This window comes from Pseudomonas sp. HY7a-MNA-CIBAN-0227 (assembly GCF_040310325.1).
Taxonomy (GTDB): Bacteria; Pseudomonadota; Gammaproteobacteria; order Pseudomonadales; family Pseudomonadaceae; genus Aquipseudomonas.
Map to the genome: position 1 here is coordinate 194,452 of NZ_JBEOPT010000002.1, position 24,265 is coordinate 218,716.

Consider the following 24,265-nt stretch of genomic DNA (forward strand, 5'->3'; position numbering starts at 1 on the left):
GGGCAGCGAAGCTCCGACCAACATCACGCCCGCATCATCTCCCGCACTTTCGCTGTCAAAAAATCAAACGTAAACGGCTTGGTGATTAACTGCATCCCCGGGTCCAGGAACCCACCACGGACCGCCGCATGTTCGGCATACCCCGTGATAAATAACACCTTCAAGTCCGGTCTGATCTGCCGCCCGATTTCCGCCAGTTGCCTGCCGTTCATGCCCGGCAGGCCAACGTCGCTGATCAGCAGGTCAATCCGTTGGCTGGATTCGATAATCGGCATGGCACTGTCGGCATCGCCAGCTTCTACAAAGCCATAGCCCAGCTCACTCAGCACGGCGCTGACCAGCACCCGCACGGCCGGGTCGTCTTCGACGATCAGCACCGTCTCGCCCGCGTTGGCGAAAGGCAGCAAGACGGGGTTAATCGGTTCTTCAATGGTCATTTCGCCGACAAAACGCGGCAGGAACAGGCTGACCGTGGTGCCTTCGCCCACGTTGCTGTGGATCATCACATGGCCGTGGGACTGCCGCGCAAAGCCATAGATCATCGACAGCCCCAACCCGGTGCCCTGGCCGATCGGCTTGGTGGTAAAGAAGGGGTCGAATACCCGGCTGATGACACTTTCCGGGATGCCGCAGCCGGTGTCGCTGACGCTCAGCTCCACATAATCACCAGGCGTGAGCGTGCCATAGGCGGCAGTAAAGACGTTGTCGAGGTGCCGATTGCTGGTTTCCACTACCAGCCGTCCACCGTAGGGCATGGCATCCCGGGCGTTGATGGCCAGGTTGAGCAGGGCGCTTTCCAATTGATTGGGGTCGGCTTCGGCGGTCCATGGTTGCTCGCTCAAGCGCATGTCGAGGACGATGTTTTCGTTGAGGCTACGTTGCAGCAACTCGCCCATGGACGTCACCAGGTGGTTGATCTCCACCGGTTTGGAATCCAGCGACTGACGACGGGAAAACGCCAGCAGGCGGTGGGTCAGGCCTGCGGCACGGTTGGCGGAGGTGACGCCCAGGTCGATCAGGCTGTTGAGGTCTTCAATGCGGCCCCGAGCCAGCCGCCTTCGCAGTAGCTCCAGGCTGCCGATGATCCCGGTGAGCATGTTGTTGAAGTCGTGGGCGATGCCGCCAGTCAATTGGCCGACGGCTTCCATTTTTTGTGATTGGCGAAGGGCTTCTTCGTTGTTGCGCAACTGCGCCGTGCGGTCCTCGACCTGTTGTTCGAGGGTCTCCAGGGTGCGCTGCAGGCGTAGCTCACTCTGGCTCAGGTCAATCAGGCGGTCGCGGGCTTCATACTGGCGGCGCCGACTGCGCAGGGCGGTGCTCACCAGGCTGATCAACGTGACCGGATGAAAGGGCCGCTCCAGCAGGGTGATGTTGCCCAGCCGGGTACTCAGGTGTGACGAAGCGTTTTGCTCGGTGCCCCGGTGACGGGTCAACAACACAATGGGCAGGTCGGACCAGGCTGGCTGTTGGTGCAAGTAGTTGAGTAATGGCTCCAGGTCAACGCCTCGCAAGGCTTCGGCGGCGATGACCAACAATCCGGCACCCTGTTCCAGTTCGTCGCAAAGCACCTGTAAATGGGCGGCGATGACGCCGCTGAACCCCGCTTCGTTGAGCATCTTCAGCGCCAGTGAGCTATCGCGTCCCAACGCCGCGAGGATGATCGCGCGCTCGGAGATGGCTGGCAGATAACTCACGAGCGCTCATCCTTGAGCAAGGGAATGCCAGTCGCCGCTTTTGCTGTGAACAGCTCTTTGGATGTAGACAAGGCGTGCCCTCGGGCCACGTACAAGTGGAGTACACGCCCGTTTGGGCGCGCCATAATCACTTGACCGTGGCGCCGTGTGGCGGTTCAACGTTTTGTGCCAATTGCAACTTCTTGGCGTGAGGCCTACAGGCCTTGCGCCAATGCAGGGTCGTCCGGATTCTGTTGTTCAAGCTGTGCCAGCAACACCTGGACGTTCTGCAACTGGCCACTTTCCTTCCAGTATTTGACCAGCAGCACCCGCGCCTTGCGGTTGGCGGGATGGCGCTGGACGATCTCTTCCAATTGGCGCTGGGCGGCTTCCAGTTCCTGCTGGGCATGCAGGGTGGTGGCCAGGTCATAGCGATAATCCTGATGGTCTGGTTCCAGCTCCACCGCTTTGGACAGGCCGAGCAGGGCGTACTCGCGCTCGCCGTGGTGCAATAACCACATGCCCAAGGCGTGTTGCAGATAGGGCGATTCGGGGTGGGCCTGCAGTTGTTTGGCCAACAGTTGGCGGGAGTCGTCGACCTTGCCCTGCTTATCCCACAGCTCGATTTGTGCGACCACTGCCTGCAGGTTGTCCGGTTCCAGGCGCAGGGCCTGTTCCAGCGCATTTTGCGCGTCGGACAGCAGGGCGCTGTGAATGTACAGGCGCGCCAGCTGAATCCAGACTTCAGGCGTTTCGGGTTGGCTCTTTAGCGCTTTTACATATTCATCCAGCACCTGCTGCAAGGGTCCGAAGTAAAGGCCCAAGGCGTCCGGTGAAAGGCCCAGCAAGGCGTTGGCGGCGGCAAAGCGCACGCTCTGCTCCTGATCATCGAGCAGCGGGCCGAGCAGCAGCGTGCGTTGGCCGCTGGGCACCAGGCCGACAATGCTGCTGATCGCCGCCTGGCGTACCAGTGGCGACTCGTTGGCCAGGTCCTTGTCCGCAAGTTTCAGGGCCTGGGGGCTGGGGTAGTTGGGGAGTTCGGCATGCAGGGAGGCGCGGCGCACATCGGTCAAGTCCGCCCGGCCCAACTGTTGATACAACACCCGCGCAGCGCCCGGCTCGCCGTTATGGGCTTGCTTGAGGGCCTTGGAATAACCATGGGTGATGGCCGCGGGGACGGCTACGGTGGTGCTGCGGGAGAAATACCAGGTGATCAGCACAATAAACAACAGGGCGCACAGACCGATGATCGAGTAACGGCGTGACTTTGACATGCAGGCGTCCAAGAGCTGGGCAGCTATTACAAAGCCACCAGCTTCGGCCAGACACCGACGGGTGTCAAACCGGCGTCACGTCAGCACGTAGTCCACCGGCTCCAGGGCTGGAGGCAGTGACGTTTCGCCAAGGGCTGCGAGGATCTCCCGTTCCAGGGTGCGTACGATCGCATTGCAGGGCAGGTCGTTTTCGTCGAAGCCGAACGGGTCTTCCAGATCGTCGCCGATTTCGTCCAGGCCAAAGAAGGTGTAGCTGACGATGGCGGTGAAAATCGGCGCCATCCAGCCCAGGGGTTCGGCCATGGCAAACGGCAGCAGAATGCAGAACAGGTAGATGGTGCGATGCAGCAATAGGGTGTAGGGAAACGGCAGCGGTGTGCTTTTGATCCGCTCGCACGCGGCCTGGACTTGGCTGAGGCCCACTAGGCGGGTTTCCAGCTGGGTGTAGCGCCAATCGCTGATACAGCCCTGTTCAGCCAAACCTGAGCAACGGGCACCGAGGGCTTGCAGAACGCTGTCGGGCAGATTGGGGTGGTTTGAGTCAATGGTGATCCACGGTTTGATAGCGCGGGCCTCGTCTTCCAGGCGCAAGCGGGCAACCAGGCCGTGGGCAAAGCCGCACAGGCCGCGCAGTATACCTTCGCGTTCGGCGCAGTTATTGAAGACCTGGGTTTCCCGGATCAGCGAACGGACCTCGATGATCATCTGCCCCAATTGCTTGCGGCCTTCCCACCATCGGTCGTAACAGGCGTTATTGCGAAAACTCATGAAAATCGACAGGGACAGCCCCAGCAGGGTGAACGGCGTGGCGTTGACCTTGGAGAAATACGCCGGGTGCAGCGCCTCCACCAGCACGATCACTGACGCCAACAGCGTCACCAGCAGGCTGCGCAAGGCGATGCGGTTGGCAATCGAGCCCTTGAGGGAAAACAGAATGCCGAACAGGTTGGGTTTGAGGCGAACGATCATCGAGGAGCTCTGGGTGGCGCAGGCCCTCAGACTAGAAGCTGACGGACAGGGCGTCCAATCGCTTGTGCCGACCGGGTGATCAGCGCGCTCTATGAACGCCGCCATTGGCCAAACCAGTCAGCCATGTTGAAAGCTTTGACTATTGTCCATTGAGCGCTCTGGAGCGACTATTTCCCCTGTCTAACCCCTCAAAAGCACGCCCCCTCAAAAAAACAAAAGACACAGGGATTTGCCACGATGCGCGATTATTTGGCTGCTACCACCGAGTTCAACTACCAGCAAACCGTCGAGGCCGCGCTGGCCGGTCACCTGCAAGGGCTTAATGCCTGCATCGAATGTTGCGACCGGCACGCGCTGCCGGGCCGTATTGCGTTGTTTTGGGAGGGCAAGGACGGCCGCAGCGCCACGTTGACCTTTACCGAACTGCAGGACCAGGCGGCACGTTTCGCCAACTTCCTGCTGGCCCAGGGCGTCAAGCGCGGTGACAAGGTCGCCGGGCTCTTGCCGCGCACCGCTGAATTGCTGGTGACGGTGCTCGCCACCTGGCGCATTGGCGCGGTCTATCAGCCGCTGTTCACCGCTTTCGGCCCCAAGGCCATCGAACACCGCCTGAGCAGTTCCGGCGCGGCGCTGGTAGTCACCGACGCAGTCAACCGTCCCAAGCTCAACGAGGTAGAGACTTGCCCGATCATCGTCACTGTGACGGGTGCCAAGGGTGAGGGCATTGTTCGTGGTGATTTCAGCTTCTGGGCAGAGTTGCCCAACTACTCCAATGTCTGCGAGCCGGTACTGTTGGGCGCCGATGATCCGTTTCTGCTGATGTTCACCTCTGGCACCACCGGCCCGTCGAAAGCGTTGGCAGTGCCGCTCAAGGCGATTGTCGCGTTCCAGAGCTACACCCGCGACGCGGTGGACTTGCGCCCCGAAGACGCGTTCTGGAACGTCGCCGATCCGGGCTGGGCCTACGGCATTTATTTTGGCGTTACCGGGCCGTTGTCCATGGGCCATCCGATCACTTTCTACGATGGCCCATTCACCCTGGAAAGCACCTGCCGGGTCATCAACAAATACGGCATCACCAACCTCACCGGTTCACCCACGGCCTATCGTCTGCTGATCGCCGGCGGCGAGCAGTTCGCCCGTTCGATCAAGGGCAAGCTGCGCATTGTCAGCAGTGCTGGCGAACCGTTGAACCCAGAAGTGATCCGCTGGTTTGCCGACAACCTGGGCGTCACCATTCATGACCACTACGGCCAGACCGAGTTGGGCATGGTGCTGTGCAACCACCACGGCCTGGATCACCCAGTGCACGTCGGCTCCGCCGGTTTTGCCTCGCCGGGCCACCGTATCGTGGTGCTCGATGACAACCATCAGGAACTGGCGGCCGGCCAGCCGGGGATTCTGGCCATCGACCGCGATCAGTCGCCGATGTGCTGGTTTGCCGGCTATGAAGGGGGCAAGACCAAGGCATTTGTTGGCCAGTACTATCTCAGCGGCGACACCGTGGAGTTGAACCCCGATGGCAGCATCAGCTTTGTCGGTCGCAGCGATGACGTGATCACCACCTCCGGCTACCGGGTCGGCCCGTTTGACGTGGAAAGCGCGCTGATCGAACACCCGGCAGTGATCGAAGCCGCAGTGGTCGGCAAGCCGGATGCGCAACGCACCGAACTGGTCAAGGCCTTCGTGGTGATCAGTGCCCAGTACCGCCCCGACCCGGAGTTGGCCGAAGAGCTGCGCCAACACGTGCGCAAGCGCCTGGCTGCGCACTCGTACCCACGGGAAATCGAATTTGTCAGCGAACTGCCGAAGACGCCGAGCGGCAAGCTGCAGCGCTTTATTTTGCGTAATCAGGAAATCGCCAAGGTCCAGGCGGCACAAGCGGCCGTAACCACGGCGTAATCTCATTTTCAAGGAAACAATGATGCAGATTGAGAACAAGGTTTTTCTGGTCAGCGGCGGGGCTTCGGGCCTCGGCGCGGCCACCGCGCAAATGTTGGTGGCGGCGGGTGCCAAGGTGATGCTGGTAGATTTGAACGCCGAGGCCGTGGCGGCTCAGGCCAGCAAGCTGGGCGATCAGGCCCGCAGCGTGGTGGCCGACATCAGTCAGGAAGCGGCTGCCGAAGCGGCGGTGCAGGCCACGGTTGCGGCATTTGGCGGCTTGCACGGGCTGGTCAACTGCGCGGGCGTGGTGCGCGGTGAGAAAATCCTTGGCAAGAACGGGCCGCATGCCTTGGCCAGTTTTGCCCAGGTGATCAACGTTAACCTGATTGGCAGCTTCAACCTGTTGCGCCTCGCGGCAGCGGCCATTGCTGAAACCGAGGCCAATGCTGACGGCGAACGCGGGGTGATCATCAACACCGCTTCGGTGGCGGCCTTTGACGGCCAGGTCGGCCAGGCGGCCTATGCTGCGTCCAAGGGTGCGATTGCCAGCCTGACCCTACCTGCCGCACGGGAGTTGGCGCGCTTTGGCATTCGGGTGATGACGATTGCACCGGGCATCTTCGAAACCCCGATGATGGCTGGCATGACGCCTGAAGTGCGCGACTCGTTGGCGGCCGGCGTACCGTTTCCGCCACGCCTGGGCAAGCCCTGCGAGTACGCCGCGTTGGTGCGGCATATCATTGAAAACAGCATGCTCAACGGCGAGGTGATCCGTCTTGACGGTGCCTTGCGCATGGCGGCCAAGTAAGGAGGATTTGTCATGACTCAGAATCACGATCCAATCGTTATAGTCAGTGCCGTGCGCACCCCAATGGGTGGCTTCCAGGGCGACCTCAAGGGCCTGACTGCGCCACAACTGGGCGCTGCCGCGATTCGCGCCGCTGTCGAGCGCGCCGGTATCGCCAGCGATGGGGTGGATGAAGTGCTGTTTGGTTGCGTGCTCCCGGCGGGTTTGGGCCAGGCCCCGGCACGCCAGGCGGCCCTGGGCGCGGGCCTGGATAAATCGACCCGCTGCACCACCCTCAACAAGATGTGCGGCTCGGGCATGGAAGCGACCATCCTCGCCCATGATTCGCTGCTGGCAGGCAGCGTCGACGTGATCATCGCCGGTGGCATGGAAAGCATGTCCAACGCCCCGTACCTGCTGGACCGCGCCCGTAGCGGTTACCGCATGGGCCACGGCCGGGTGCTCGACCATATGTTCCTCGACGGCCTGGAAGACGCCTACGACAAGGGCCGCCTGATGGGCTCCTTTGCCGAAGACTGCGCCGAGCACCACGGCTTTACCCGTGAAGCCCAGGACGCCTTCGCCATTGCCTCCCTGACCCGTGCCCAGCAGGCGATCAGCACCGGTAGCTTTGCCGCCGAAATCGTCCCGGTGCAGGTTACCGTCGGCAAGGAACAGAAAACTATCACTGACGACGAACAGCCGCCCAAGGCCAAGCCGGGAAAGATCGCCACCCTGAAACCGGCGTTCCGCGAAGGCGGTACGGTGACGGCAGCCAACTCCAGTTCGATTTCCGACGGCGCCGCTGCACTGCTGCTGATGCGTCAATCCGAAGCGCAAAAACGCGGGCTCAAGCTCTTGGCTGTGATCCACGGTCACGCGGCGTTCGCCGATGAGCCCGGTCTGTTTCCGGTGGCGCCAGTGGGCGCGATTCGCAAGCTGATGAGCAAGACCGGCTGGAACCTGGGTGACGTGGATTTGTTTGAAATCAACGAAGCCTTTGCCGTGGTCAGCCTGGTGACGATGAGCAAACTGGAAATTCCCCACGACAAGGTCAATATCCACGGCGGCGCCTGCGCACTGGGGCATCCGATTGGTGCGTCCGGCGCGAGGATTCTGGTGACGTTGCTCTCGGCATTGCGCCAGAAGGGCCTCAAGCGCGGCGTTGCCGCGATCTGCATCGGCGGCGGTGAAGCCACGGCCATGGCCGTTGAATGCCTGTATTAAGCTTTTTATTTTAGAGGCTGTTTATGCTCCCCAATGACGAACAACTGCAAATCAGCGAAGCCGCCCGGCAATTTGCCCAGGAACGGCTGAAACCGTTCGCCGCCGAGTGGGACCGCGAGCATCGCTTTCCCAAGGAGGCTATTGCTGAAATGGCCGAACTGGGCTTTTTCGGCATGCTGGTCCCGGAGCAGTGGGGCGGTTGCGATACTGGCTACCTGGCCTACGCCATGGCCCTGGAAGAAGTCGCCGCCGGCGATGGTGCCTGCTCGACCATCATGAGCGTGCATAACTCTGTGGGCTGCGTGCCGATCCTCAAGTTCGGCAACGATCAGCAGAAAGAGCAATTCCTCACGCCCCTGGCCAGCGGCGCCATGCTCGGCGCCTTTGCCCTGACCGAGCCCCAGGCCGGCTCCGACGCCAGTAGCCTGAAAACTCGTGCCCGCCTTGAGGGTGATCACTACGTGCTCAACGGTTGCAAACAGTTCATCACGTCGGGGCAAAACGCCGGGGTCGTGATTGTGTTTGCGGTGACCGATCCCAAGGCCGGCAAGCGCGGCATCAGCGCCTTTATCGTGCCCACCGATTCGCCCGGTTATAAAGTGGCGCGGGTTGAAGACAAGCTTGGCCAGCATGCATCCGACACCTGCCAGATCCTTTTTGAGGACGTAAAAGTACCGGTGGCCAACCGTCTGGGTGAGGAGGGCGAAGGCTACAAGATTGCCCTGGCCAACCTGGAAGGCGGCCGTGTCGGTATTGCCTCGCAATCGGTGGGCATGGCCCGTGCTGCGTTTGAGGCAGCCCGTGACTACGCTCGTGAACGCGAGAGTTTTGGCAAAACCTTGATCGAGCATCAGGCGGTGGCCTTCCGCCTGGCGGACATGGCCACCCAGATCGCCGTCGCACGGCAGATGGTGCATTACGCCGCGGCCCTGCGCGACAGCGGCCGGCCTGCACTGTTGGAGGCATCCATGGCCAAGCTGTTTGCTTCGGAAATGGCTGAGAAGGTCTGTTCGGCGGCCTTGCAAACCCTGGGCGGTTACGGTTACCTGAGCGACTTCCCCCTGGAGCGGATCTACCGCGATGTGCGGGTCTGCCAGATTTATGAAGGCACCAGCGATATTCAACGCATGGTCATTTCACGCAACCTTTGAAGAGGAACTGACGGATGAGCTACGAAACCATTTTGCTGGAGGTTCAGGGCCGCGTTGGGCTGATTACCCTTAATCGCCCGCAAGCGCTGAACGCCTTGAACGCACAACTGGTCAGTGAGGTGAACCAGGCGCTGGACAGTCTGGAAGCCAACCCCGAGATCGGTTGTATCGTGCTGACCGGCTCGAAAAAAGCCTTTGCCGCCGGCGCCGATATCAAGGAAATGGCTGAGCTGACCTACCCGCAGATCTACCTGGACGACCTGTTCAGCGACAGCGACCGAGTAGCCAATCGTCGCAAGCCGATCATTGCCGCAGTCAACGGTTTTGCCTTGGGTGGCGGCTGCGAACTGGCGCTGATGTGCGACTTCATCCTGGCAGGTGACAACGCAAGGTTCGGCCAGCCGGAAGTCAACCTCGGCGTGCTGCCGGGCATGGGCGGCACCCAGCGCCTGACCCGTGCGGTGGGCAAGGCCAAGGCCATGGAAATGTGCCTGACCGGGCGTTTCATCGATGCGGTGGAGGCGGAGCGTTGTGGCATCGTTGCGCGGATCGTACCGGCGGATGAGTTGCTGGAGGAGGCGCTCAAAGTCGCCGCGCTGATCGCCAGTAAATCGCTGCCCATCAGCATGATGGTCAAGGAAAGCGTCAACCGCGCGTTTGAGGTCAGTTTGTCGGAAGGCGTGCGTTTTGAGCGGCGGGTATTCCATGCCGCGTTTGCCACTCAGGATCAGAAGGAAGGGATGGCGGCGTTTGTGGCCAAGCGCGCGCCAGAGTTCAAGGATAAGTAACGGTCGCTTACTGATTGTTCCCACGGGTGTGGGAACAATCAAAAAAACATCGCGAGCAAGTGCCTACTTATTCAGCATCTGCATCACCTCTTGCGGATAGCGCAACCCAGCCGTGGCATTGGCTGGAAATATTGCCTCCAGCGCCGCCAACTCGGCGGGGCTGAGTTTGACTTCCAGCGCGGCGACATTTTCTTCCAGGTATTTACGCTGCTTGGTCCCTGGAATCGGAATCAGATAATCCCCCTGCGCCAACACCCAAGCCAACGCCAGCTGTCCGGCAGTGACGCCTTTGTCCAGCGCCAGTGCCTGTACCTGTTCCACCAGCAGCAGGTTTTTCGCAAAGTTCTCACCCTGGAATCGTGGGCTGAACCGACGGTAATCATCCGCCGCAAAATCATCCGCGCTCTTCAGTGCTCCGGTGAGAAAGCCACGCCCCAGTGGGCTATAGGGCACAAATGCAACCCCCAATCGCTGGCAAGCCGCCAGGCACCCGTTGTCTTCCTGATCCCGGCTCCACAGCGAATATTCGCTTTGCAGGGCGCTGATGGGATGGACCTTGTGGGCCCGCTCCAGCGTGGCGGCAGACGCTTCACTCAAGCCCAGGTAACGCACCTTGCCCTGATGCACCAGTTCAGCCATGGCGCCGACGGTCTCTTCGATAGCGACATCGGGGTCGATGCGATGTTGGTAATACAAATCCAACGTCTCGACGCCCAGGCGTTTCAAGGTGCCTTCGATCGAGTCGCGAATGTACTGCGGTCGGCCATTGACCCCACGCAGCGTCGGGTTCGCCGGGTCGCGGACGATGCCGAACTTGCTTGCCAAAAATACCTGGTTGCGCTTGCCGGCGATGGCCTTGCCAATCAGCGTTTCATTGGTATGCGGGCCGTACATATCGGCGGTGTCCAGCAGGTTGATGCCCAGCTCCAGGGCGCGATGCAGTGTGGCGGTGGCCTCCCGGCTATCGATACCGGTGGTGTAGAAATCCGTCATACCCATGCAGCCGAGGCCGATAGCGCTGACGTGTGGGCCGTTTTTGCCGAGTGGACGCGTAAGCATGGGTAACGCTCCTTCAATGACTAAGGAACCCATTGTTGTCCTCGACAAAAACAAGATAAACCGGCTAAAAGCATTATCACTATTGGTAAATTCTAAATAATCCGTGAAGGGAGTCAGGATTTGGACCGTTTTAATGCCATGCGGGTGTTCACGCGGATCGTTGAATTGGGTGGGTTCGCCAAGGCGGCCGACAGCCTGCACCTGTCTCGCGCTTCGGTGACGATCTTGGTCAAGCAGTTGGAAGCCCATTTGGGCGTGCAATTGCTGCAACGCACCACGCGTCAGGTCCATCCGACCCTGGATGGCGCGGCCTATTACCAACGCTGCGTGCGTTTGTTGGCCGATCTTGAAGAGACTGAAGCAGTGTTTTCCACCCGCCGGAAAAATCCGCGAGGCACGCTGCGTATCGATATGCCCGCAGCGGTGGGACGCTCTATCGTGATTCCGGCCTTGCCGGAGTTCACCGCACGCTACCCGCTGATCGACCTGGAAATCGGCTTGAATGATCGCCCCGTGGACTTGATTCGCGAAGGTGTGGATTGCGTGCTGCGCGGCGGCCTGTCTTTGGATGATTCACTGGTGGCCAGGCCGCTGGCGATGATGGACCAGTTGACCTGCGCCAGCGCTGGCTACCTGCAGATGATGGGAGTACCGCAAGACCTCAATGATTTGGCCAACCACCAAATGATTGAATACTTCTCCAGCACCACCGGTAAACGTTATGGCCTGGAGTTCCAGTGCGGGGACGATATTCGCCTGGTGGACTTGCCCAAGAAACTGGCGGTCAACAGCGCCGATGGCTACCTGGCCGCCTGCGAGGCCGGTTATGGCCTGGTTCAGGCGCCGTACTATCACGTCGCCCGGCAGTTGGAGCAGGGCACGCTCGTAGAGGTACTGGCCGATGTGTTGCCACCCAGGCTCCCTCTGGCGGCGCTCTATCCGCCACACCGCCAGTTATCCCAGCGGGTGCGGGTGTTTGTCGACTGGCTGGTAGAGCTTTGCGCCCGTCCGGGCAGCGGGTTACAGCGTTACCCTTGAGGAGTGGTGCATGAGGGTAAAGCAATCAGGCCAAGACCCGGGAACGAGCCTGGCTTTCACAGGTTCAATCAGGCGCAAGGCAAGCCAAAGTTTTTCATCGCCTGTAACATGCGACCTCGCCAGCCCTGGTCCATCCCCGCAACCGGGTATGTGCTTGGCATGGCTGGCGATACAAAGTGGATACATATTTTCAGGTTCAGGAACCCGTCATGACCCAGAAGCAACGCTTGAAATACTCGATTCTGATTTCCCTGGTCGTCCTTGGGACGATGTTTGGCCTGTCCTATTTGCAGAACAACGGGACCATCAGCGAAAAAACGTTCCAGTACATCGCCATTGCCGTGGCAGTGATCGTGGTAGTGGTCAACGGCGTGATGCGCCGCAAGGTCAAGCCCAACGCCTGATTCAGGCGTTATTGGCAGCCAGCACTTTGGCAGCCTGTTCATGCAGGCTGTAGCTCTTGTCGGCGTTGAGGGTGATCACGCCCTCGCTGCATAGACGCTTGAGCACTTCGCGCACACTGAGAAAGGACAAGGGGATGCCCAGTTCCAGCAAGTGGCTGTGGACACCCCGCACACCCAGCGAGCGGCCGTTATCGGCGGCCGTGAGCAGGGCGTCGATGACCTTCAGGCGAATCAGGCTGGTGCGCAGGCCAAAACACTTGAGTAAGTGTCGGATGCGTTGGTTGCCTTGATGTTCGGGTGACTTGCCGAATACTTGGGTACCCGAGCCGAAAGCCGCATTGTGTGCCATTGAATGTCCGTCCGTGGGCAGGTGCGAGTTGTACATGCAAAAACTCCTTATCAGAGCCTGATCAGGAAAATGATGGCGCTCTTAGTAATAAGACGTATGAGAAGCGCAAATCATGAAGCGGGCGATGTGTAAATTTCGTCGGTATCAGTTCTGTCACATTTCCACGCCAACGAATTAACGCCTGCGCTCGCTAAATTATTCCCCGCTATTACGTCTTTATGGGTGGGCCGGTATTGGTGAGATTGTCCTGCCCGGGACGGTTAATTTGGGTTGAATATGGAGTCTGCGTGATTATTTCCAACGGGTTGTCCAAGGTGTGCGTGGCAGGTGTGTTTCTTGGCTTGAGCCTTTCGGTATCAGCCCGGCAGGCAGGCGAGGCAACGGCCGATATCCGCCGTACCAGTTTTGGTATCCCCCATATCCGCGCCAGCGATGAGCGCGGGTTGGGATACGGTATTGGTTACGCGTACGCCCAGGACAACCTGTGCCTGTTGGCCAACGAAGTGGTGACGGTAAACGGTGAACGCGCCAAATATTTCGGCGCCGAAAAGTCCACCCTGGAAGAGCGCAACAACCTTACCAGCGACGTGTTTTTCACCTGGCTCAATACACCCCAGGCGGTCGCGGCATTCTGGAAAGTGCAGCCCCCGCAGATGCAGCAGCGCATCGAAGGCTATGTGGCGGGATACAACCGTTACCTGAAAGAACGTCGCGCCGAGGGTTTGTCGGCGCAGTGCCAGGGCGCTTGGGTACGGTCGATTACCCCGCAGGATCTGGTCAAGCTGACCCGTCGCCTGTTGGTAGAAGGCGGTGTTGGGCAATTCGCCGAAGCCCTGGTGGGTGCCGCACCACCCCAGAGCCACGCCGGTGTGCAGAACGACACTCGTGCGTTTGAGATCGCTGCGGCGAACCAGCAGCGCTTTACGCTGGATCGCGGCAGCAACGCCGTGGCGGTCGGCGGGGAACGTTCATTCAATGGTCGCGGCATGTTGCTGGCCAATCCGCATTTCCCGTGGATCGGTGGTATGCGCTTCTATCAAATGCACCTGACCATTCCCGGTCAGTTGGACGTGATGGGCGCCGCCTTGCCGGGGTTGCCGGTGATCAATATCGGCTTCAACCAGCATGTGGCCTGGACTCACACCGTCGACACATCCAAGCATTTCACCCTCTACCGCTTGACCCTGGACCCGAAGGATTCGACCCGCTACCTGCTGGACGGCAAGTCGGTGCCGATGGAGAAAACCAGGGTGACGGTGCAGGTCAAGGAAGCGGATGGCAGCACCAAGGCGAAATTCCACACGGTCTACAGCTCGCAATTCGGTCCGGTGGTGCAATGGCCGGGAAAACTGAACTGGGACGGGCAATACGCCTTCAGCCTGCGGGATGCCAACCTGGGCAACGACCGCGTGCTGGCGCAGTGGTACGCGATGAACCGCGCCGGTAGCCTCAAGGAACTGCAAGCCTCAGTGCACACCTTGCAAGGCATCCCGTGGGTCAACACCCTGGCGGCGGATGATCAGGGGCAGAGCCTGTACATGAATCTGTCGGTGGTGCCCAACGTGAGTGCGCAAAAGCTGGCGCAATGCAGCGATCCCCGCGCCGGTTTGCAGTTGATCGTGCTTGATGGCGCCCACAGCGCTTGTGCCTGGGACATCGACCCGCGTGCCGCCCAGGCCGGTATTTTTCCGGCGGATCAGTTGCCGCAGCTGGAGCGTAGGGACTATGTACAGCACTCCAATGATTCGGCGTGGATGGCCAACCCCAAGTCCCCGTTGAGCGGTTTTTCGCCGGTGATCAGCCAGGAGCAGATTGCCCTGGGGCCGCGCTCGCGCTTTGCCTTACAGCGCTTGCAGGCGCTGGACAAACACCCAATTAGCGCAGCCTCCCTGGAAAACATGGTGATGGACAATCAGGTCTACCTGGCCAGCCAAGTGATGCCCGACCTGCTGAAATTTTGTGGCGAAAGCCTGGGCGCAGATGCGCCAGCCCTGAAACCGGTCTGCGCAAGCCTGAAAAACTGGGACCAGCGCGCCAACCTGGACAGTGGGCTGGGGCTGATGCATTTCATCAATGTGATGGACCAGATGCAGCAAGTACCTGAACGGTGGCGCATCGATTTTGACCCGCAGCAACCGCAAACTACGCCGCGCGGCCTGGCGATTGAGCGGGCGTCGGTGGCCAAGGCGTTGCGTGAAGCGATGCTGGCATCGGTCGCTGAAGTTACCAGGCTTGGGCTGAGCGAGAGCAGTCGTTGGGGCGATATCCAGGTGTCTGGCACCACGCCGATCCACGGTGGGCCGCAAGAATTGGGGGTGTATAACGCGATGCAGAGTGTACCCAGGGACGACGGCAAGCGTGAGGTGGTCAGCGGCAGCAGTTACTTGCAGATTGTCACCTTCGACGACAAGGGGCCGCAGGCCCAGGGCGTGCTGGCGTTCTCGTTGTCCAGCGACCCGGCCTCAACGTATTCGAAGGACCAGACCCAGGCGTTTTCCGAGAAAAAGCTCAGCCCGTTGCCCTTTACCGAGCAGCAGATTGCAGCGGACCCGCAGTATCAGGTGCGGGTGATCAGCGAGAAGGATGGGGCCGGGCGTTAGAGCGTACCGGCCCGGTGATCGTGCATGGAAGGGGTATTCACTCTCGAAGCAGTTGCGCCACTGCCGCGAAAGCCTTGTTGCGACGTTCATCCCAATCGCCGCGAATCACCGCAAATGGCTGTTGATGCAGTTCCAGCCACCGCTGGCTGGCCTGGAAGAAAGCCTGGCGATCTGCCAGTTTCGGTTGGCAGCGCTGCCCGTCATCGGCCCAGCCGACATCTTCCGGGGACAGCAGCAAATGCAGGTCATAGTGGCGAGCCAGCAGCTCGCGGTCGAGCCATTCAGGGTAGTCGCCGAACAGCGTCTGGCTCCACAGTTTGTTGGTCAGCAGGTGGGTGTCGAGGATCAATAACGCTGGCTGTTCAGCGCGGGCCGTATCTTCCCAGGCCAGTTGGCCGCGGGCGATTTCAGGGATATCCGCCAAGGTGGTATCGCGCTGAAAGTGATCGATGAAGTACCGAACAAATTCTCCCACCAATACCCCGCCGAAATGCGTTTGCAACTGCTCGGCCAACCAGCTTTTACCGCTGGATTCGGGACCTGCCATGACCACCACTTTCATGTGCGCAACGCCGGCTCAGCCCGCCATTCCCGCCAACCCTGCATGGCGATCACGGTGAACAAGGCGTAAAGGGCCGCCGTGAGGTACAGGCCCTTATAGAGAAACAACCCGACAAAAATCACGTCGACGGCAATCCACAACGGCCAGCATTGCACACGTTTCTGCGCCATCCACATTTGCGCCACCAGGCTGAAACCGGTCAAGGCTGCGTCTAGCCAGGGTTGTGCGGCATCGGTCCAATGCGCCATGGCGGCGCCCAGCAACAGGCTGCCTACCGCGCCAATCGTCAGGTGCAGGAGGATCGGTTGGGCGCCAAGGCTGGTCACCTGACGACCCTGTTTAGCCTCGCCGGCCCGTGTCCATTGCCACCAGCCGTAGAGCTGCAGGCCGGCGTAGATCACCTGCAGCAGCATGTCCGAATACAGCTTTACCTCGAAAAAAACCCAGGTGTAGAGCAATACCATCACCAGGCCGATGGGCCAGCACCAGGGGTTCTGCTTGACTGTCAACCAGACGGCGATCACCCCCAGGGCGGCGGCAAACAGTTCAAGCCCGGACATGGGGATTCCTTGGGATATTCGAAGAGGGGGGCGATTGTAACCACAGGTGGGCTTGGCGCAAAGGTATGCAGGGAGGTGCACGTTGCGGCAAAGCGGGCCTGTTGTGGCAAAGGGGCTTGTTGTGGCAAAGCTGGCTTGTTGTGGCGAGCGGGCTTGCCCGCGTTGGAGTGCGCAGCACTCCCTGGCCGGTTGCTGTGATCTATCAGAAAGACCGCAGTGATTGGTTTTTGGGCTGCTACGCAGCCCAACGCGGGCAAGCCCGCTCGCCACAACAAGCCCGCTCGCCACAGGGGAGGCAACCTTCCTAGACCTTGAACTGGCGCAGCAACCCGTTTAACTCCTCGCTCAAGCCCTTCAAGTGCGTACTGGCAACACTCGATTGCTGCGCCGCCAGTGCCGTACTGTGAGAAAGCCCAGCGGCCTGGGTGACGTTCTGGTTGATGTCTTCCACCACATGGGCCTGTTGCAGGGTGGCGCTGGCAATCGAGGCGTTCAGGCCATTGAGGTTGCGCAGGGCCTGGCCGATGGCAGTCAGGCTGGCACCGGCCTGGCCGGCTTGTTCGATGGTCAGTTGTGATGCCTGGTGGCTGTCGCTGATCACCTGGACTGCCGCTTCGGAATGGCCTTGCAGGCGCTCGATCATGCTCTGGATTTCTGCTGTGGATTTTTGTGTGCGCTGGGCCAGCAGGCGCACTTCGTCGGCGACCACGGCAAAACCACGGCCTTGTTCACCCGCGCGGGCCGCTTCGATGGCGGCGTTGAGGGCCAGCAGGTTGGTCTGGTCGGCGATGGAGCGGATCACCTCCAGTACGCCGCCAATCTGGGTGCTTTCCGAGGACAGGGTCCGGATCACTTCGACCGCCTGGCTGATGGTGTTGGACAGTGCATCAATCTGCTGCAGGCTGCCGTCGATGTTGACCTGGCCTTGTTCGGCCTGGACCTGGGCATCGCGCATTTCGCTGGCGGCATGCTCGGCATTCTTGGCCACGTCCTGCACGCCATAGGTCACTTCATTGATGGCAGTGGCCACCAGCTCCATCTGCTGGGACTGTTGCTGGCTGCGGTCATGGGCGGCGCTGGCATTGCTGCCCAGCTCTGAGGACGACTGGCCCAAGGCATTGGCGCAGGTCTGCAATTGGCTGACCACCTGGCGCAGCTTGGTGGTGAAGCTATTGAAGTGCCGGGACAGTTGGGTGACTTCGTCCTGGCCGTGGGTGTCCAGACTGCGGGTCAGGTCGCTTTCGCCGCTGGCGATATTGGCCATGGCGTTCACTGCTTCCTGGAGCGGCCTCACGATGCTGCGGGCGATCAGCGACACCAGCAGGGCCATGATCAGGGCAATGCCCAGGCCGATGATCGAGGTCTTCCACACCTGGCCCTGAAACTGGGCTTGCACGTCATCCACGTAGACGCCTGAACCGATGATCCAGCCCCACGGCTGGAACAACTGGATATAGGAGGTTTTTGCCACTGGGTCAGCCGCGCCGGGTTTTGGCCAGCGGTAGTTGACCATGCCGGCGCCCTTGGCCTTGGCCAGGCTGACAAACTCGTTGAACACGGCAAAGCCGTCCGGATCACGAATGGCCGACAGGTTCTGGCCATCCAGCTTCGGGTTGGCCGGGTGCATCACCATCATTGGCGTCAGGTCGTTGATCCAGAAATAGTCGTCATGGTCGTAACGCAGGCCACGTACCACGCTCAAGGCTTGTTTTTGCGCCGCGTCTCGGGTCAAGACGCCGGTGGTTTCAAGGGTGTGGTAATACGTCAGTATCCCGTTGGTGGTTTCCACCACATGCTGGGTCTGTTGGCTCTTGGCCTGATACAGATCGTCATGGATCTGCTTGAGCATCAGCAAACCCAGGGTCAGCAGCATTAACACGGCGACTATCAGGATCAGCCAGAGGCGCCGGCTGATCGACATATTGCGCAAGCTGTTCATAGTCATGTCACTCCGTGTTCTTATAATTGTTGGCGCAGTAATCGACTGCCCAAGCGATAACGCGAAGCGAAATTCGGGCTTGTCTGATAGGCTTTCGGCCCGGAATCAAAAAACCTGAGTCCTGCTGATTTTTCACAGAATTTTTGCAGTTCGGCCTTGATCCTGCGCGCTGCGATTTTAGCGTGCTCATCGTTAGTGAACGTCTAGAAAATATCAACGAGGCATGCGGTCGCATGACCTTATGGGGGAATAATGGATCTTTGGACTGCCGTACAGGCATTGATACTTGGAGTTGTCGAAGGACTGACGGAGTTTTTGCCGATCTCCAGTACCGGTCACCAGATTATCGTCGCCGACTTGCTCAACTTCGGTGGCGAACGGGCCATGGCGTTCAACATCATCATCCAGCTCGGCGCCATCCTCGCGGTGGTCTGGGAGTTCCGGCGCAAGATCCTCGATGTGGTCATCGGCTTGCCGATCCAGCGCAATGCCCAGCGTTTTACCATCAACCTGTTGATCGCCTTTATGCCGGCAGTGGTGTTGGGGGTGATTTTTGCCGACCTGATCCACGAGTACCTGTTCAATCCGATCACCGTGGCCACCGCGCTGGTGGTGGGCGGCATCATCATGTTGTGGGCTGAACGCCGGCAGCATGAAATCCATGCCGAAAGTGTCGACGACATCACCTGGAAAGACGCTTTGAAAGTCGGTCTTGCCCAGTGCCTGGCAATGATTCCGGGAACTTCACGTTCCGGCTCGACCATCATTGGCGGCCTGCTGTTTGGCCTGTCACGCAAGACCGCCACCGAGTTCTCGTTCTTTCTGGCAATGCCGACCATGGTTGGCGCGGCGGTGTACTCGGGCTACAAGTACCGTGACCTGTTCCAGCCGGATGACCTGCCGGTGTTCGCCATTGGTTTTGTCACCTCGTTCATCTTCGCGATGATCGCGGTCAAGGGTTTGCTAAAGTTCATCGCCAGCCACAGTTACGCGGCGTTTGCCTGGTATCGCATTGCCTTCGGCCTGTTGATCCTGGCGACCTGGCAGTTCGGCTGGATTGATTGGGCGGCGGCCAAAGCTTGAACACCCTGAATAACAACGGCATTCAACATCCGCGCCTCAAGGCCTTGGTGTTTGTGCTGTTGTGTGCCGTGCCGCTGTTTGGCTCGGCATCGCTTGGGTATCGCGGTGTTTCGCTGATCCCGCTGGTGGCCTATGGCGCGGTCAGCCTGGTCACGTTTTTCCTGTACTGGAGCGACAAGCGCAAGGCCCGCAGCGACAGCTGGCGTACCCCGGAAAAATTCCTCCATACCCTGGAACTGGCTGGCGGTTGGCCAGGTGCGCTGATTGCCCAGCAGGTGTTTCGCCACAAGACGCGCAAGGTGTCTTATCAAGTGGTGTTCTGGTTGATCGTCTTGCTGCACCAAGTGTTCTGGATCGATCAACTGTTCCTGGGTGGCATGTTGCGATCAGTGTTCTAGCAACAGCCCAACCTGCGTGCGCTTGGGCAGCTTGCTGACCACCAGTTGGTGGGAGCGCTGCAACAAACCACGCAGCTCCTCGCCGCCCAACGGGTAGGGTGTTTCCATGATGATCCATTGCGCCCGTGCCAAGTAAGGCGCCGGGTGAATCCCAGGGCGGTCCACATGGCCGAGGAATAGCTCTTTGTCGACCTTGAACGCGAGAGACTCGCCCCGCAGGTTCTGCAACGCAAACATCTTGTTTCCGGCAATCGAAAACACCCGCACGCCGCCCCACTTGTAATCCTCTCGCGCACCGGGCAAGCCCAGGCAAAAGCGTGCGACATCTTCTTCAGTCATTTTCTTCGCGCTCATAGCTGTCGCTCTCCACAACCTTTGAAGGCATGATCCAAGTAGTCGATCCAGGCGCGCACTGCCGGCGACACACCGCGTCGATGCGGGTAAACAGCTTGCAGCCAGCCGCCGGGCAGTGACCATTGCGGCAACAGTTGCACAAGCTGGCCGCTTTCCAGTTCCTGCTCGCAATACATCATGGGTAACACGGTAAAACCCAGGCCGGCGAGGGTGCTGGCCTTGCGCACGACAAAGTCATCGATGCCTAGCCGCGCTTCCATCACCAAATCGCAACGGTTGCCATCGGGATCGAGCATACGCAGGTGGACCATGCGGTCAGCTTCCAGCGCGCCGAGCACCGGCAGCTGCTTGAGGTCTTCCAGTGTCTTGATCTGGCGGTTGCGCACAAAGTCGGGGCTGGCGACCATTACGGCCTGTGCCTGGCGCAGACGGCGGGTCACCAGCAACGGGTCTTCATCCCCCAAGTCCCGCACTCGCAGGGCGACGTCGATACCTTCGGCCACCAGGTCGACGCGACGATTGATCAGCATCATTTCCAGCTGCACCAGCGGATACGTCGCGAGGAATTCGGCCACTACCGTGGGCAGGATTTCGTGGGCCAGGCCTACCGGGCAACTCACCCGCAGGCGGCCCCGAGGCTCACTGGACATGCTGGCGACGGCTTCGTCGGCCATTTCCGCTTCCAGTAGCATCGCCTGGCAGTGCACCAGATAGCGTTCGCCGACGGCGGTCAGGGTCAACTGGCGGGTGGTGCGTTGCAACAAGCGCGCGCCAAGGCGTTCTTCCAGCTCGGCGATGCGCCGGGAGAGCCGTGATTTCGGGATACCCAGCAAGCGTCCTGCGGCCGCGAAGCCACCGGCTTCCACCACCTTGGCGAAATAATAGAGGTCATTGAGATCTTGCATGGCGCGCCTATTGTCCTGTCAGTGGGACGAACTATCGCATTTTAACCCGCTAATCGGCTATTGGATTCATCTGTAGGATTGTCAGCACTTGATCGCCCCGTGCGATCCTCACTTGGAGATCCCACATGAAACTCTTGCATATCGATTCCAGCATCCTGGGCGACAACTCGGTGTCCCGTCAGTTGAGCGCTGGCGTGGTCAAGGCCTGGCAAGCCGCCGAGCCAGGTATTGAAGTGACCTACCGCGACCTGGCCAGCGATGCCATCAGCCATTTCTCTGGCGTCACCCTGGGTGCTCTGGGCACCGCCGCTGAATTGCGTGATGCCGTGCAAAAACACGAAGCCGACCTGAGCGCATCGACCTTGGCTGAGTTTCTCGCCGCCGACGCCGTGGTATTGGCCGCACCGATGTACAACTTCACCATCCCGACCCAGTTGAAAGCCTGGATCGACCGTATCGCCGTTGCCGGCCAGACCTTCCGCTACACCGAAGCCGGCCCTGAAGGCCTGTGCGGCAACAAGAAGGTGATCATCGTTTCCACCGCAGGCGGCCTGCACGTCGGCCAGTCTACTGGCGTGGCTCACGAAGACTACCTGAAAGTGCTGCTGGGCTTCCTCGGTATCACCGACATCGAGTTCGTCCGTGCCCACGGGCTTGCTTACGGTGACGAAGTGCGTGGCAAGGCGCTGAACGATGCCAATATGCTGATCAGCGAGCAATTGTTCGTCGCTGCGTAAGACTTGTGTAAATTTCACCGCGACTCGATATCAATCTGAATCGAGCCGTCTAAACTCTGTATTCTGGTGGCCTGAAAGCGGCCGGAGTACGGAGTTTTTTGTTTTATCCGGGCGTATTTGGCTCAGGTTATGCAATCCAAGGTCATATCACCCGAGCCTGAGTGCAATGATCATGGGTTTTTTTAATCGACACGCAGGCGTCACGCAACAAAGGTGGACATCCCCATGATGCGTCTTTGTGCAGTCTTGCTTCTTTCTTTGTTCGGTGGCCTCGTTTCAGTGCAGGCCGCGCCAGCACCGCACCCCCACTGGAGTGTGGGCTATCACCGCATGAGCTTTCTCGATCCGCTGGATTTACAGCCGATGAGCGCTATAGCCTTTTACCCGTCCACCGGCCAGGAACAGACCAGCCAAGTGGGCGCCTATCGCATCGCCGCCACGCAAGACTCCAAGATTGCCATTGGCCGTTTCCCGATGTTGATGCTTTCCCATGGCAACACCGGCACACCGCTGGCCCTGCATGATTTGGCCACGTCCCTGGCGCGCAAGGGCTTTGTGGTGGTGGCGGTGTTGCACCCCGGTGACAACTACAAGGATCACAGTCGCCTGGGCACCTTGAGCAATCTGTTTGGACGGCCGATCCAGATTTCCGAAGCGATCACCGCAACCCTGGGCGATTCGATGCTGTCGCCCTTCGTCAACGTCGACCAAGTAGGAGTAATCGGCTATTCGGCAGGTGGTGAGACGGCGCTGATCCTGGCGGGTGCCAAACCTGATTTTGACCGGCTGCGGCGCTATTGCCAGCAACGTCCCGAAGACCGTGACGCCTGCACCACCAAGGGCGAGCTGATTGTTGATCGCGATGACTTGCAGCCCCAGGCCGACTCTCGTATCCACGCTTTGATGCTGATGGCGCCGCTGAGCTTGATGTTTGGCCGTCATACCCTGGCCGACGTGCATGTCCCGGTGCTGCTCTACAGCGGCGACGGCGATAAGCTGGTGGCGGTGGACAAGAATGCAGCCGCCCTGGCGCGCAAGCTGCCGGAACCGCCGGACTTCAAGTTGCTGGCCGGGGCAGGGCACTTCATCTTCATGGCGCCCTGTGATGAGGACCAACTGGCGGCCATGCCGACCGTGTGCACCGATGCCGATGGTGTCGATCGTGAAGGCATTCACCGCAACCTGATCTCCGAGACCGGACGTTTTTTCAGCCACACCCTCGGGCAATCCAGCCGTGCCGGCATGCAGACGGCGGATCAGTAAGCACGGCGCTTGAGCAGCAAGGTCAGGCCCAGGCCGGTGACCGAGAGTAGGGCGGCAAAGAAGAAAATCCACGAATACCCCAGGTTCAACGCCACCGCGCCCATCAGCGGCCCGGCAATCGCCAGCGCCAGATCGAAGAACACTGCATAGGCACTCAAGCCTGCGCCGCGACTACTGCTGGGCACCTGCTTGATCGCCTCGACACCCAGCGCCGGATACACCAGCGATAGGCCAAAACCGGTCAGCCCCGCGCCAATCAGCGCGACGCCGGTGGACGGTGCCAGCCAGAGCAGCACCAGGCCCACGGTTTCGAGGGTCATGCACGCAATCGCTGCGGTAAACCCGCCGAAGCGGCTGATGCTGGAGATGAACAGCAGCCGGGAAACGATGAAGCAAATACCAAATACTGTCAGGCACCACGCGGCGCCGGTCCAGCCACGGCTCAGGTAGTACAGGGTGATGAACGTGGTCAGGGTGCCGTAGCCAATCGATGCCAGGCATAGGCTGGCGCCGAAAGGGGCAATGCGCCCAAACACTGCCCAGAACGGCAAGCGCTCCCCGCGTACCACCGGTACCGACGGTTTGCTGCGGATCAGCAGCAGGCCCAAGGCCGCCAGTGCGAACAGGGCCGGTCCTAGACTGGTGTAGCCGTATTGGGCAACCATCACCACCCCCAGCGGTGCGCCAATGGCAATGGCGCCGTAGGAAGCGATCCCGTTCCAGGAAATCGAGCGTGCGGTGTGTTCGGCGCCGACCTGGCCCATGCACCAACTGATGGTACCAACACCGATCAAGCCTTGGGCCACACCCAGCAACAGTCGGCCGACGATCAGGATGCTCAGGCTCAACAGTGGTGTGCCGTCCAGTAGCGTGGCGATCCACGTCAGCACGCCGCTGATCAGAATGCCGCTCAAACCCAGCACAATCGCCCGTTTGGTTCCGACAGTGTCTGACATGCGCCCGGCCATGGGCCGACTGAGCAGCGTCGCCAAGTATTGCGAACCGATGGTCACTCCGGCGATCACGGCGCTGAAGCCCAGTTGCTCGTGAACATAACCGGGGATCACTGCAATAGGCAGGCCGATGCAGATGAAGGCGATGAAGGTGTAGAACACAATGGAGACGATCTGCAGGGTGATCGACAGTGAGCTGGGGGAGGCGGGCATGGGAGCTCATTCGCGGGCAGGCGGTGAGCGCATCATGGCGTGGGTGTAGAAGAAAAGGAAGCTGGCTAACTAATTTGTGCTGTACTTGAGGGCCT

General features: G+C 60.1%; 23 protein-coding genes. 12 read left to right on the forward strand and 11 right to left on the reverse strand.

Annotation, left to right across the window (positions count from 1 at the left end):
• Positions 1-23 precede the first annotated feature (23 nt).
• The 3 genes from AAEZ06_RS04115 to AAEZ06_RS04125 form a co-directional block, all read right to left on the reverse strand.
• Positions 24-1,694, reverse strand: a complete 1,671-nt coding sequence (locus AAEZ06_RS04115) for an ATP-binding protein (protein ID WP_350612889.1) — start codon at positions 1,692-1,694, stop codon at positions 24-26.
• Positions 1,695-1,888: 194 nt separating this feature from the next.
• Positions 1,889-2,947: a tetratricopeptide repeat protein gene (locus AAEZ06_RS04120; protein ID WP_350612891.1), complete on the reverse strand. Its 1,059-nt coding sequence runs from the start codon at positions 2,945-2,947 to the stop codon at positions 1,889-1,891.
• Between the two features lie 75 nt (positions 2,948-3,022).
• Entirely contained in the window at positions 3,023-3,916 is an 894-nt protein-coding gene (locus AAEZ06_RS04125) for a bestrophin family protein (protein WP_149414044.1), read from the reverse strand.
• Positions 3,917-4,153: 237 nt separating this feature from the next.
• Here AAEZ06_RS04125 and AAEZ06_RS04130 point away from each other — a divergent pair, with 237 nt between their 5' ends.
• From AAEZ06_RS04130 to AAEZ06_RS04150, 5 genes are read left to right on the forward strand one after another with little or no spacing between them, the layout of a single operon-like run.
• The gene (locus AAEZ06_RS04130) at positions 4,154-5,818 is read left to right on the forward strand and encodes an AMP-binding protein (protein WP_149414045.1); all 1,665 of its coding nucleotides are present in this window, start codon (positions 4,154-4,156) and stop codon (positions 5,816-5,818) included.
• Between the two features lie 22 nt (positions 5,819-5,840).
• Entirely contained in the window at positions 5,841-6,608 is a 768-nt protein-coding gene (locus AAEZ06_RS04135; RefSeq protein WP_149414046.1) for an SDR family NAD(P)-dependent oxidoreductase, read from the forward strand.
• 12 nt (positions 6,609-6,620) lie between these two features.
• Complete coding sequence (locus AAEZ06_RS04140; RefSeq protein WP_350612894.1) at positions 6,621-7,814, forward strand: acetyl-CoA C-acyltransferase; 1,194 nt, start codon at positions 6,621-6,623, stop codon at positions 7,812-7,814.
• A 23-nt stretch (positions 7,815-7,837) separates the two neighbouring features.
• Positions 7,838-8,965, forward strand: a complete 1,128-nt coding sequence (locus AAEZ06_RS04145; RefSeq protein WP_149414048.1) for an acyl-CoA dehydrogenase — start codon at positions 7,838-7,840, stop codon at positions 8,963-8,965.
• 14 nt (positions 8,966-8,979) lie between these two features.
• Positions 8,980-9,753 carry an enoyl-CoA hydratase gene (locus AAEZ06_RS04150; protein ID WP_149414049.1) on the forward strand — a complete coding sequence of 258 codons (774 nt, stop codon included), beginning with the start codon at positions 8,980-8,982 and terminating at the stop codon, positions 9,751-9,753.
• A 63-nt stretch (positions 9,754-9,816) separates the two neighbouring features.
• Here AAEZ06_RS04150 and AAEZ06_RS04155 read toward each other — a convergent pair whose 3' ends face one another.
• A complete protein-coding gene (locus AAEZ06_RS04155; RefSeq protein ID WP_149414050.1) occupies positions 9,817-10,812 on the reverse strand; it encodes an aldo/keto reductase in 996 nt (331 codons plus the stop codon).
• A gap of 120 nt (positions 10,813-10,932) precedes the next feature.
• Here AAEZ06_RS04155 and AAEZ06_RS04160 point away from each other — a divergent pair, with 120 nt between their 5' ends.
• Together AAEZ06_RS04160 and AAEZ06_RS04165 are read left to right on the forward strand one after the other, a co-directional pair.
• On the forward strand, positions 10,933-11,850 hold the full coding sequence (locus AAEZ06_RS04160; RefSeq protein WP_149414051.1) for a LysR family transcriptional regulator: 918 nt from the start codon (positions 10,933-10,935) through the stop codon (positions 11,848-11,850).
• 209 nt (positions 11,851-12,059) lie between these two features.
• The gene (locus AAEZ06_RS04165; RefSeq protein ID WP_149414052.1) at positions 12,060-12,254 is read left to right on the forward strand and encodes a hypothetical protein; all 195 of its coding nucleotides are present in this window, start codon (positions 12,060-12,062) and stop codon (positions 12,252-12,254) included.
• Position 12,255: 1 nt separating this feature from the next.
• On the opposite strand, the gene AAEZ06_RS04170 is transcribed toward AAEZ06_RS04165, so the two are convergent.
• Positions 12,256-12,639, reverse strand: a complete 384-nt coding sequence (locus AAEZ06_RS04170; RefSeq protein WP_149414053.1) for a fe2+ zn2+ uptake regulation protein — start codon at positions 12,637-12,639, stop codon at positions 12,256-12,258.
• A 251-nt stretch (positions 12,640-12,890) separates the two neighbouring features.
• Between AAEZ06_RS04170 and pvdQ the strand changes: the two genes are divergently transcribed.
• Positions 12,891-15,203, forward strand: a complete 2,313-nt coding sequence (gene pvdQ, locus AAEZ06_RS04175; RefSeq protein ID WP_350612898.1) for a bifunctional acylase PvdQ — start codon at positions 12,891-12,893, stop codon at positions 15,201-15,203.
• A 37-nt stretch (positions 15,204-15,240) separates the two neighbouring features.
• Here the strand turns inward: pvdQ and AAEZ06_RS04180 are convergent, their stop codons facing one another.
• The 3 genes from AAEZ06_RS04180 to AAEZ06_RS04190 all read right to left on the reverse strand — a co-directional run bounded on the left by AAEZ06_RS04180 (position 15,241) and on the right by AAEZ06_RS04190 (position 18,264).
• Entirely contained in the window at positions 15,241-15,765 is a 525-nt protein-coding gene (locus tag AAEZ06_RS04180; protein WP_350612900.1) for an AAA family ATPase, read from the reverse strand.
• A complete protein-coding gene (pnuC, locus tag AAEZ06_RS04185) occupies positions 15,762-16,325 on the reverse strand; it encodes a nicotinamide riboside transporter PnuC (protein WP_149414056.1) in 564 nt (187 codons plus the stop codon). The genes AAEZ06_RS04180 and pnuC overlap by 4 nt, the downstream gene beginning before the upstream one ends.
• 304 nt (positions 16,326-16,629) lie before the next feature.
• Entirely contained in the window at positions 16,630-18,264 is a 1,635-nt protein-coding gene (locus AAEZ06_RS04190; RefSeq protein ID WP_149414070.1) for a methyl-accepting chemotaxis protein, read from the reverse strand.
• A 252-nt stretch (positions 18,265-18,516) separates the two neighbouring features.
• Here AAEZ06_RS04190 and AAEZ06_RS04195 point away from each other — a divergent pair, with 252 nt between their 5' ends.
• Positions 18,517-19,347, forward strand: a complete 831-nt coding sequence (locus tag AAEZ06_RS04195; protein ID WP_149414057.1) for an undecaprenyl-diphosphate phosphatase — start codon at positions 18,517-18,519, stop codon at positions 19,345-19,347.
• Entirely contained in the window at positions 19,344-19,745 is a 402-nt protein-coding gene (locus tag AAEZ06_RS04200; protein ID WP_350612903.1) for a DUF1294 domain-containing protein, read from the forward strand. Before AAEZ06_RS04195 ends, AAEZ06_RS04200 begins: the two co-directional genes overlap by 4 nt.
• Here the strand turns inward: AAEZ06_RS04200 and AAEZ06_RS04205 are convergent.
• A complete protein-coding gene (locus tag AAEZ06_RS04205) occupies positions 19,734-20,084 on the reverse strand; it encodes an MmcQ/YjbR family DNA-binding protein (protein ID WP_149414071.1) in 351 nt (116 codons plus the stop codon). The genes AAEZ06_RS04200 and AAEZ06_RS04205 overlap by 12 nt on opposite strands.
• An 11-nt stretch (positions 20,085-20,095) precedes the next feature.
• Entirely contained in the window at positions 20,096-21,004 is a 909-nt protein-coding gene (locus AAEZ06_RS04210; RefSeq protein ID WP_149414059.1) for a LysR substrate-binding domain-containing protein, read from the reverse strand.
• A 125-nt stretch (positions 21,005-21,129) separates the two neighbouring features.
• Here AAEZ06_RS04210 and AAEZ06_RS04215 point away from each other — a divergent pair, with 125 nt between their 5' ends.
• Positions 21,130-21,741 (forward strand): FMN-dependent NADH-azoreductase, encoded by a 612-nt coding sequence (locus AAEZ06_RS04215; protein WP_350612905.1) that lies wholly within the window; start codon positions 21,130-21,132, stop codon positions 21,739-21,741.
• 225 nt (positions 21,742-21,966) lie between these two features.
• Positions 21,967-23,004, forward strand: coding sequence for an alpha/beta hydrolase family protein (locus AAEZ06_RS04220; RefSeq protein ID WP_350612907.1), 1,038 nt, complete (start codon positions 21,967-21,969; stop codon positions 23,002-23,004).
• On the opposite strand, the gene AAEZ06_RS04225 is transcribed toward AAEZ06_RS04220, so the two are convergent.
• Positions 22,998-24,170: an MFS transporter gene (locus AAEZ06_RS04225; RefSeq protein WP_149414062.1), complete on the reverse strand. Its 1,173-nt coding sequence runs from the start codon at positions 24,168-24,170 to the stop codon at positions 22,998-23,000. The two genes, AAEZ06_RS04220 and AAEZ06_RS04225, sit on opposite strands and share 7 nt — an antisense overlap.
• Between the last annotated feature and the right edge of the window lie 95 nt (positions 24,171-24,265).

What these genes read in the sequence shown, in the direction of transcription:
- AAEZ06_RS04135 (WP_149414046.1), top strand. Translation starts at nt 5,841, where the DNA reads ATGCAGATTGAGAACAAGGTTTTTCTGGTCAGCGGCGGGGCTTCGGGC.
- AAEZ06_RS04225 (WP_149414062.1), bottom strand. Translation starts at nt 24,170, where the DNA reads ATGCCCGCCTCCCCCAGCTCACTGTCGATCACCCTGCAGATCGTCTCC.
- AAEZ06_RS04140 (WP_350612894.1), top strand. Translation starts at nt 6,621, where the DNA reads ATGACTCAGAATCACGATCCAATCGTTATAGTCAGTGCCGTGCGCACC.
- AAEZ06_RS04165 (WP_149414052.1), top strand. Translation starts at nt 12,060, where the DNA reads ATGACCCAGAAGCAACGCTTGAAATACTCGATTCTGATTTCCCTGGTC.
- AAEZ06_RS04205 (WP_149414071.1), bottom strand. Translation starts at nt 20,084, where the DNA reads ATGACTGAAGAAGATGTCGCACGCTTTTGCCTGGGCTTGCCCGGTGCG.
- AAEZ06_RS04180 (WP_350612900.1), bottom strand. Translation starts at nt 15,765, where the DNA reads ATGAAAGTGGTGGTCATGGCAGGTCCCGAATCCAGCGGTAAAAGCTGG.
- AAEZ06_RS04125 (WP_149414044.1), bottom strand. Translation starts at nt 3,916, where the DNA reads ATGATCGTTCGCCTCAAACCCAACCTGTTCGGCATTCTGTTTTCCCTC.
- AAEZ06_RS04130 (WP_149414045.1), top strand. Translation starts at nt 4,154, where the DNA reads ATGCGCGATTATTTGGCTGCTACCACCGAGTTCAACTACCAGCAAACC.
- AAEZ06_RS04145 (WP_149414048.1), top strand. Translation starts at nt 7,838, where the DNA reads ATGCTCCCCAATGACGAACAACTGCAAATCAGCGAAGCCGCCCGGCAA.
- AAEZ06_RS04155 (WP_149414050.1), bottom strand. Translation starts at nt 10,812, where the DNA reads ATGCTTACGCGTCCACTCGGCAAAAACGGCCCACACGTCAGCGCTATC.
- AAEZ06_RS04120 (WP_350612891.1), bottom strand. Translation starts at nt 2,947, where the DNA reads ATGTCAAAGTCACGCCGTTACTCGATCATCGGTCTGTGCGCCCTGTTG.
- AAEZ06_RS04190 (WP_149414070.1), bottom strand. Translation starts at nt 18,264, where the DNA reads ATGAACAGCTTGCGCAATATGTCGATCAGCCGGCGCCTCTGGCTGATC.
- AAEZ06_RS04220 (WP_350612907.1), top strand. Translation starts at nt 21,967, where the DNA reads ATGATGCGTCTTTGTGCAGTCTTGCTTCTTTCTTTGTTCGGTGGCCTC.
- pnuC (WP_149414056.1), bottom strand. Translation starts at nt 16,325, where the DNA reads ATGTCCGGGCTTGAACTGTTTGCCGCCGCCCTGGGGGTGATCGCCGTC.
- AAEZ06_RS04210 (WP_149414059.1), bottom strand. Translation starts at nt 21,004, where the DNA reads ATGCAAGATCTCAATGACCTCTATTATTTCGCCAAGGTGGTGGAAGCC.
- AAEZ06_RS04170 (WP_149414053.1), bottom strand. Translation starts at nt 12,639, where the DNA reads ATGTACAACTCGCACCTGCCCACGGACGGACATTCAATGGCACACAAT.
- AAEZ06_RS04215 (WP_350612905.1), top strand. Translation starts at nt 21,130, where the DNA reads ATGAAACTCTTGCATATCGATTCCAGCATCCTGGGCGACAACTCGGTG.
- AAEZ06_RS04195 (WP_149414057.1), top strand. Translation starts at nt 18,517, where the DNA reads ATGGATCTTTGGACTGCCGTACAGGCATTGATACTTGGAGTTGTCGAA.
- AAEZ06_RS04150 (WP_149414049.1), top strand. Translation starts at nt 8,980, where the DNA reads ATGAGCTACGAAACCATTTTGCTGGAGGTTCAGGGCCGCGTTGGGCTG.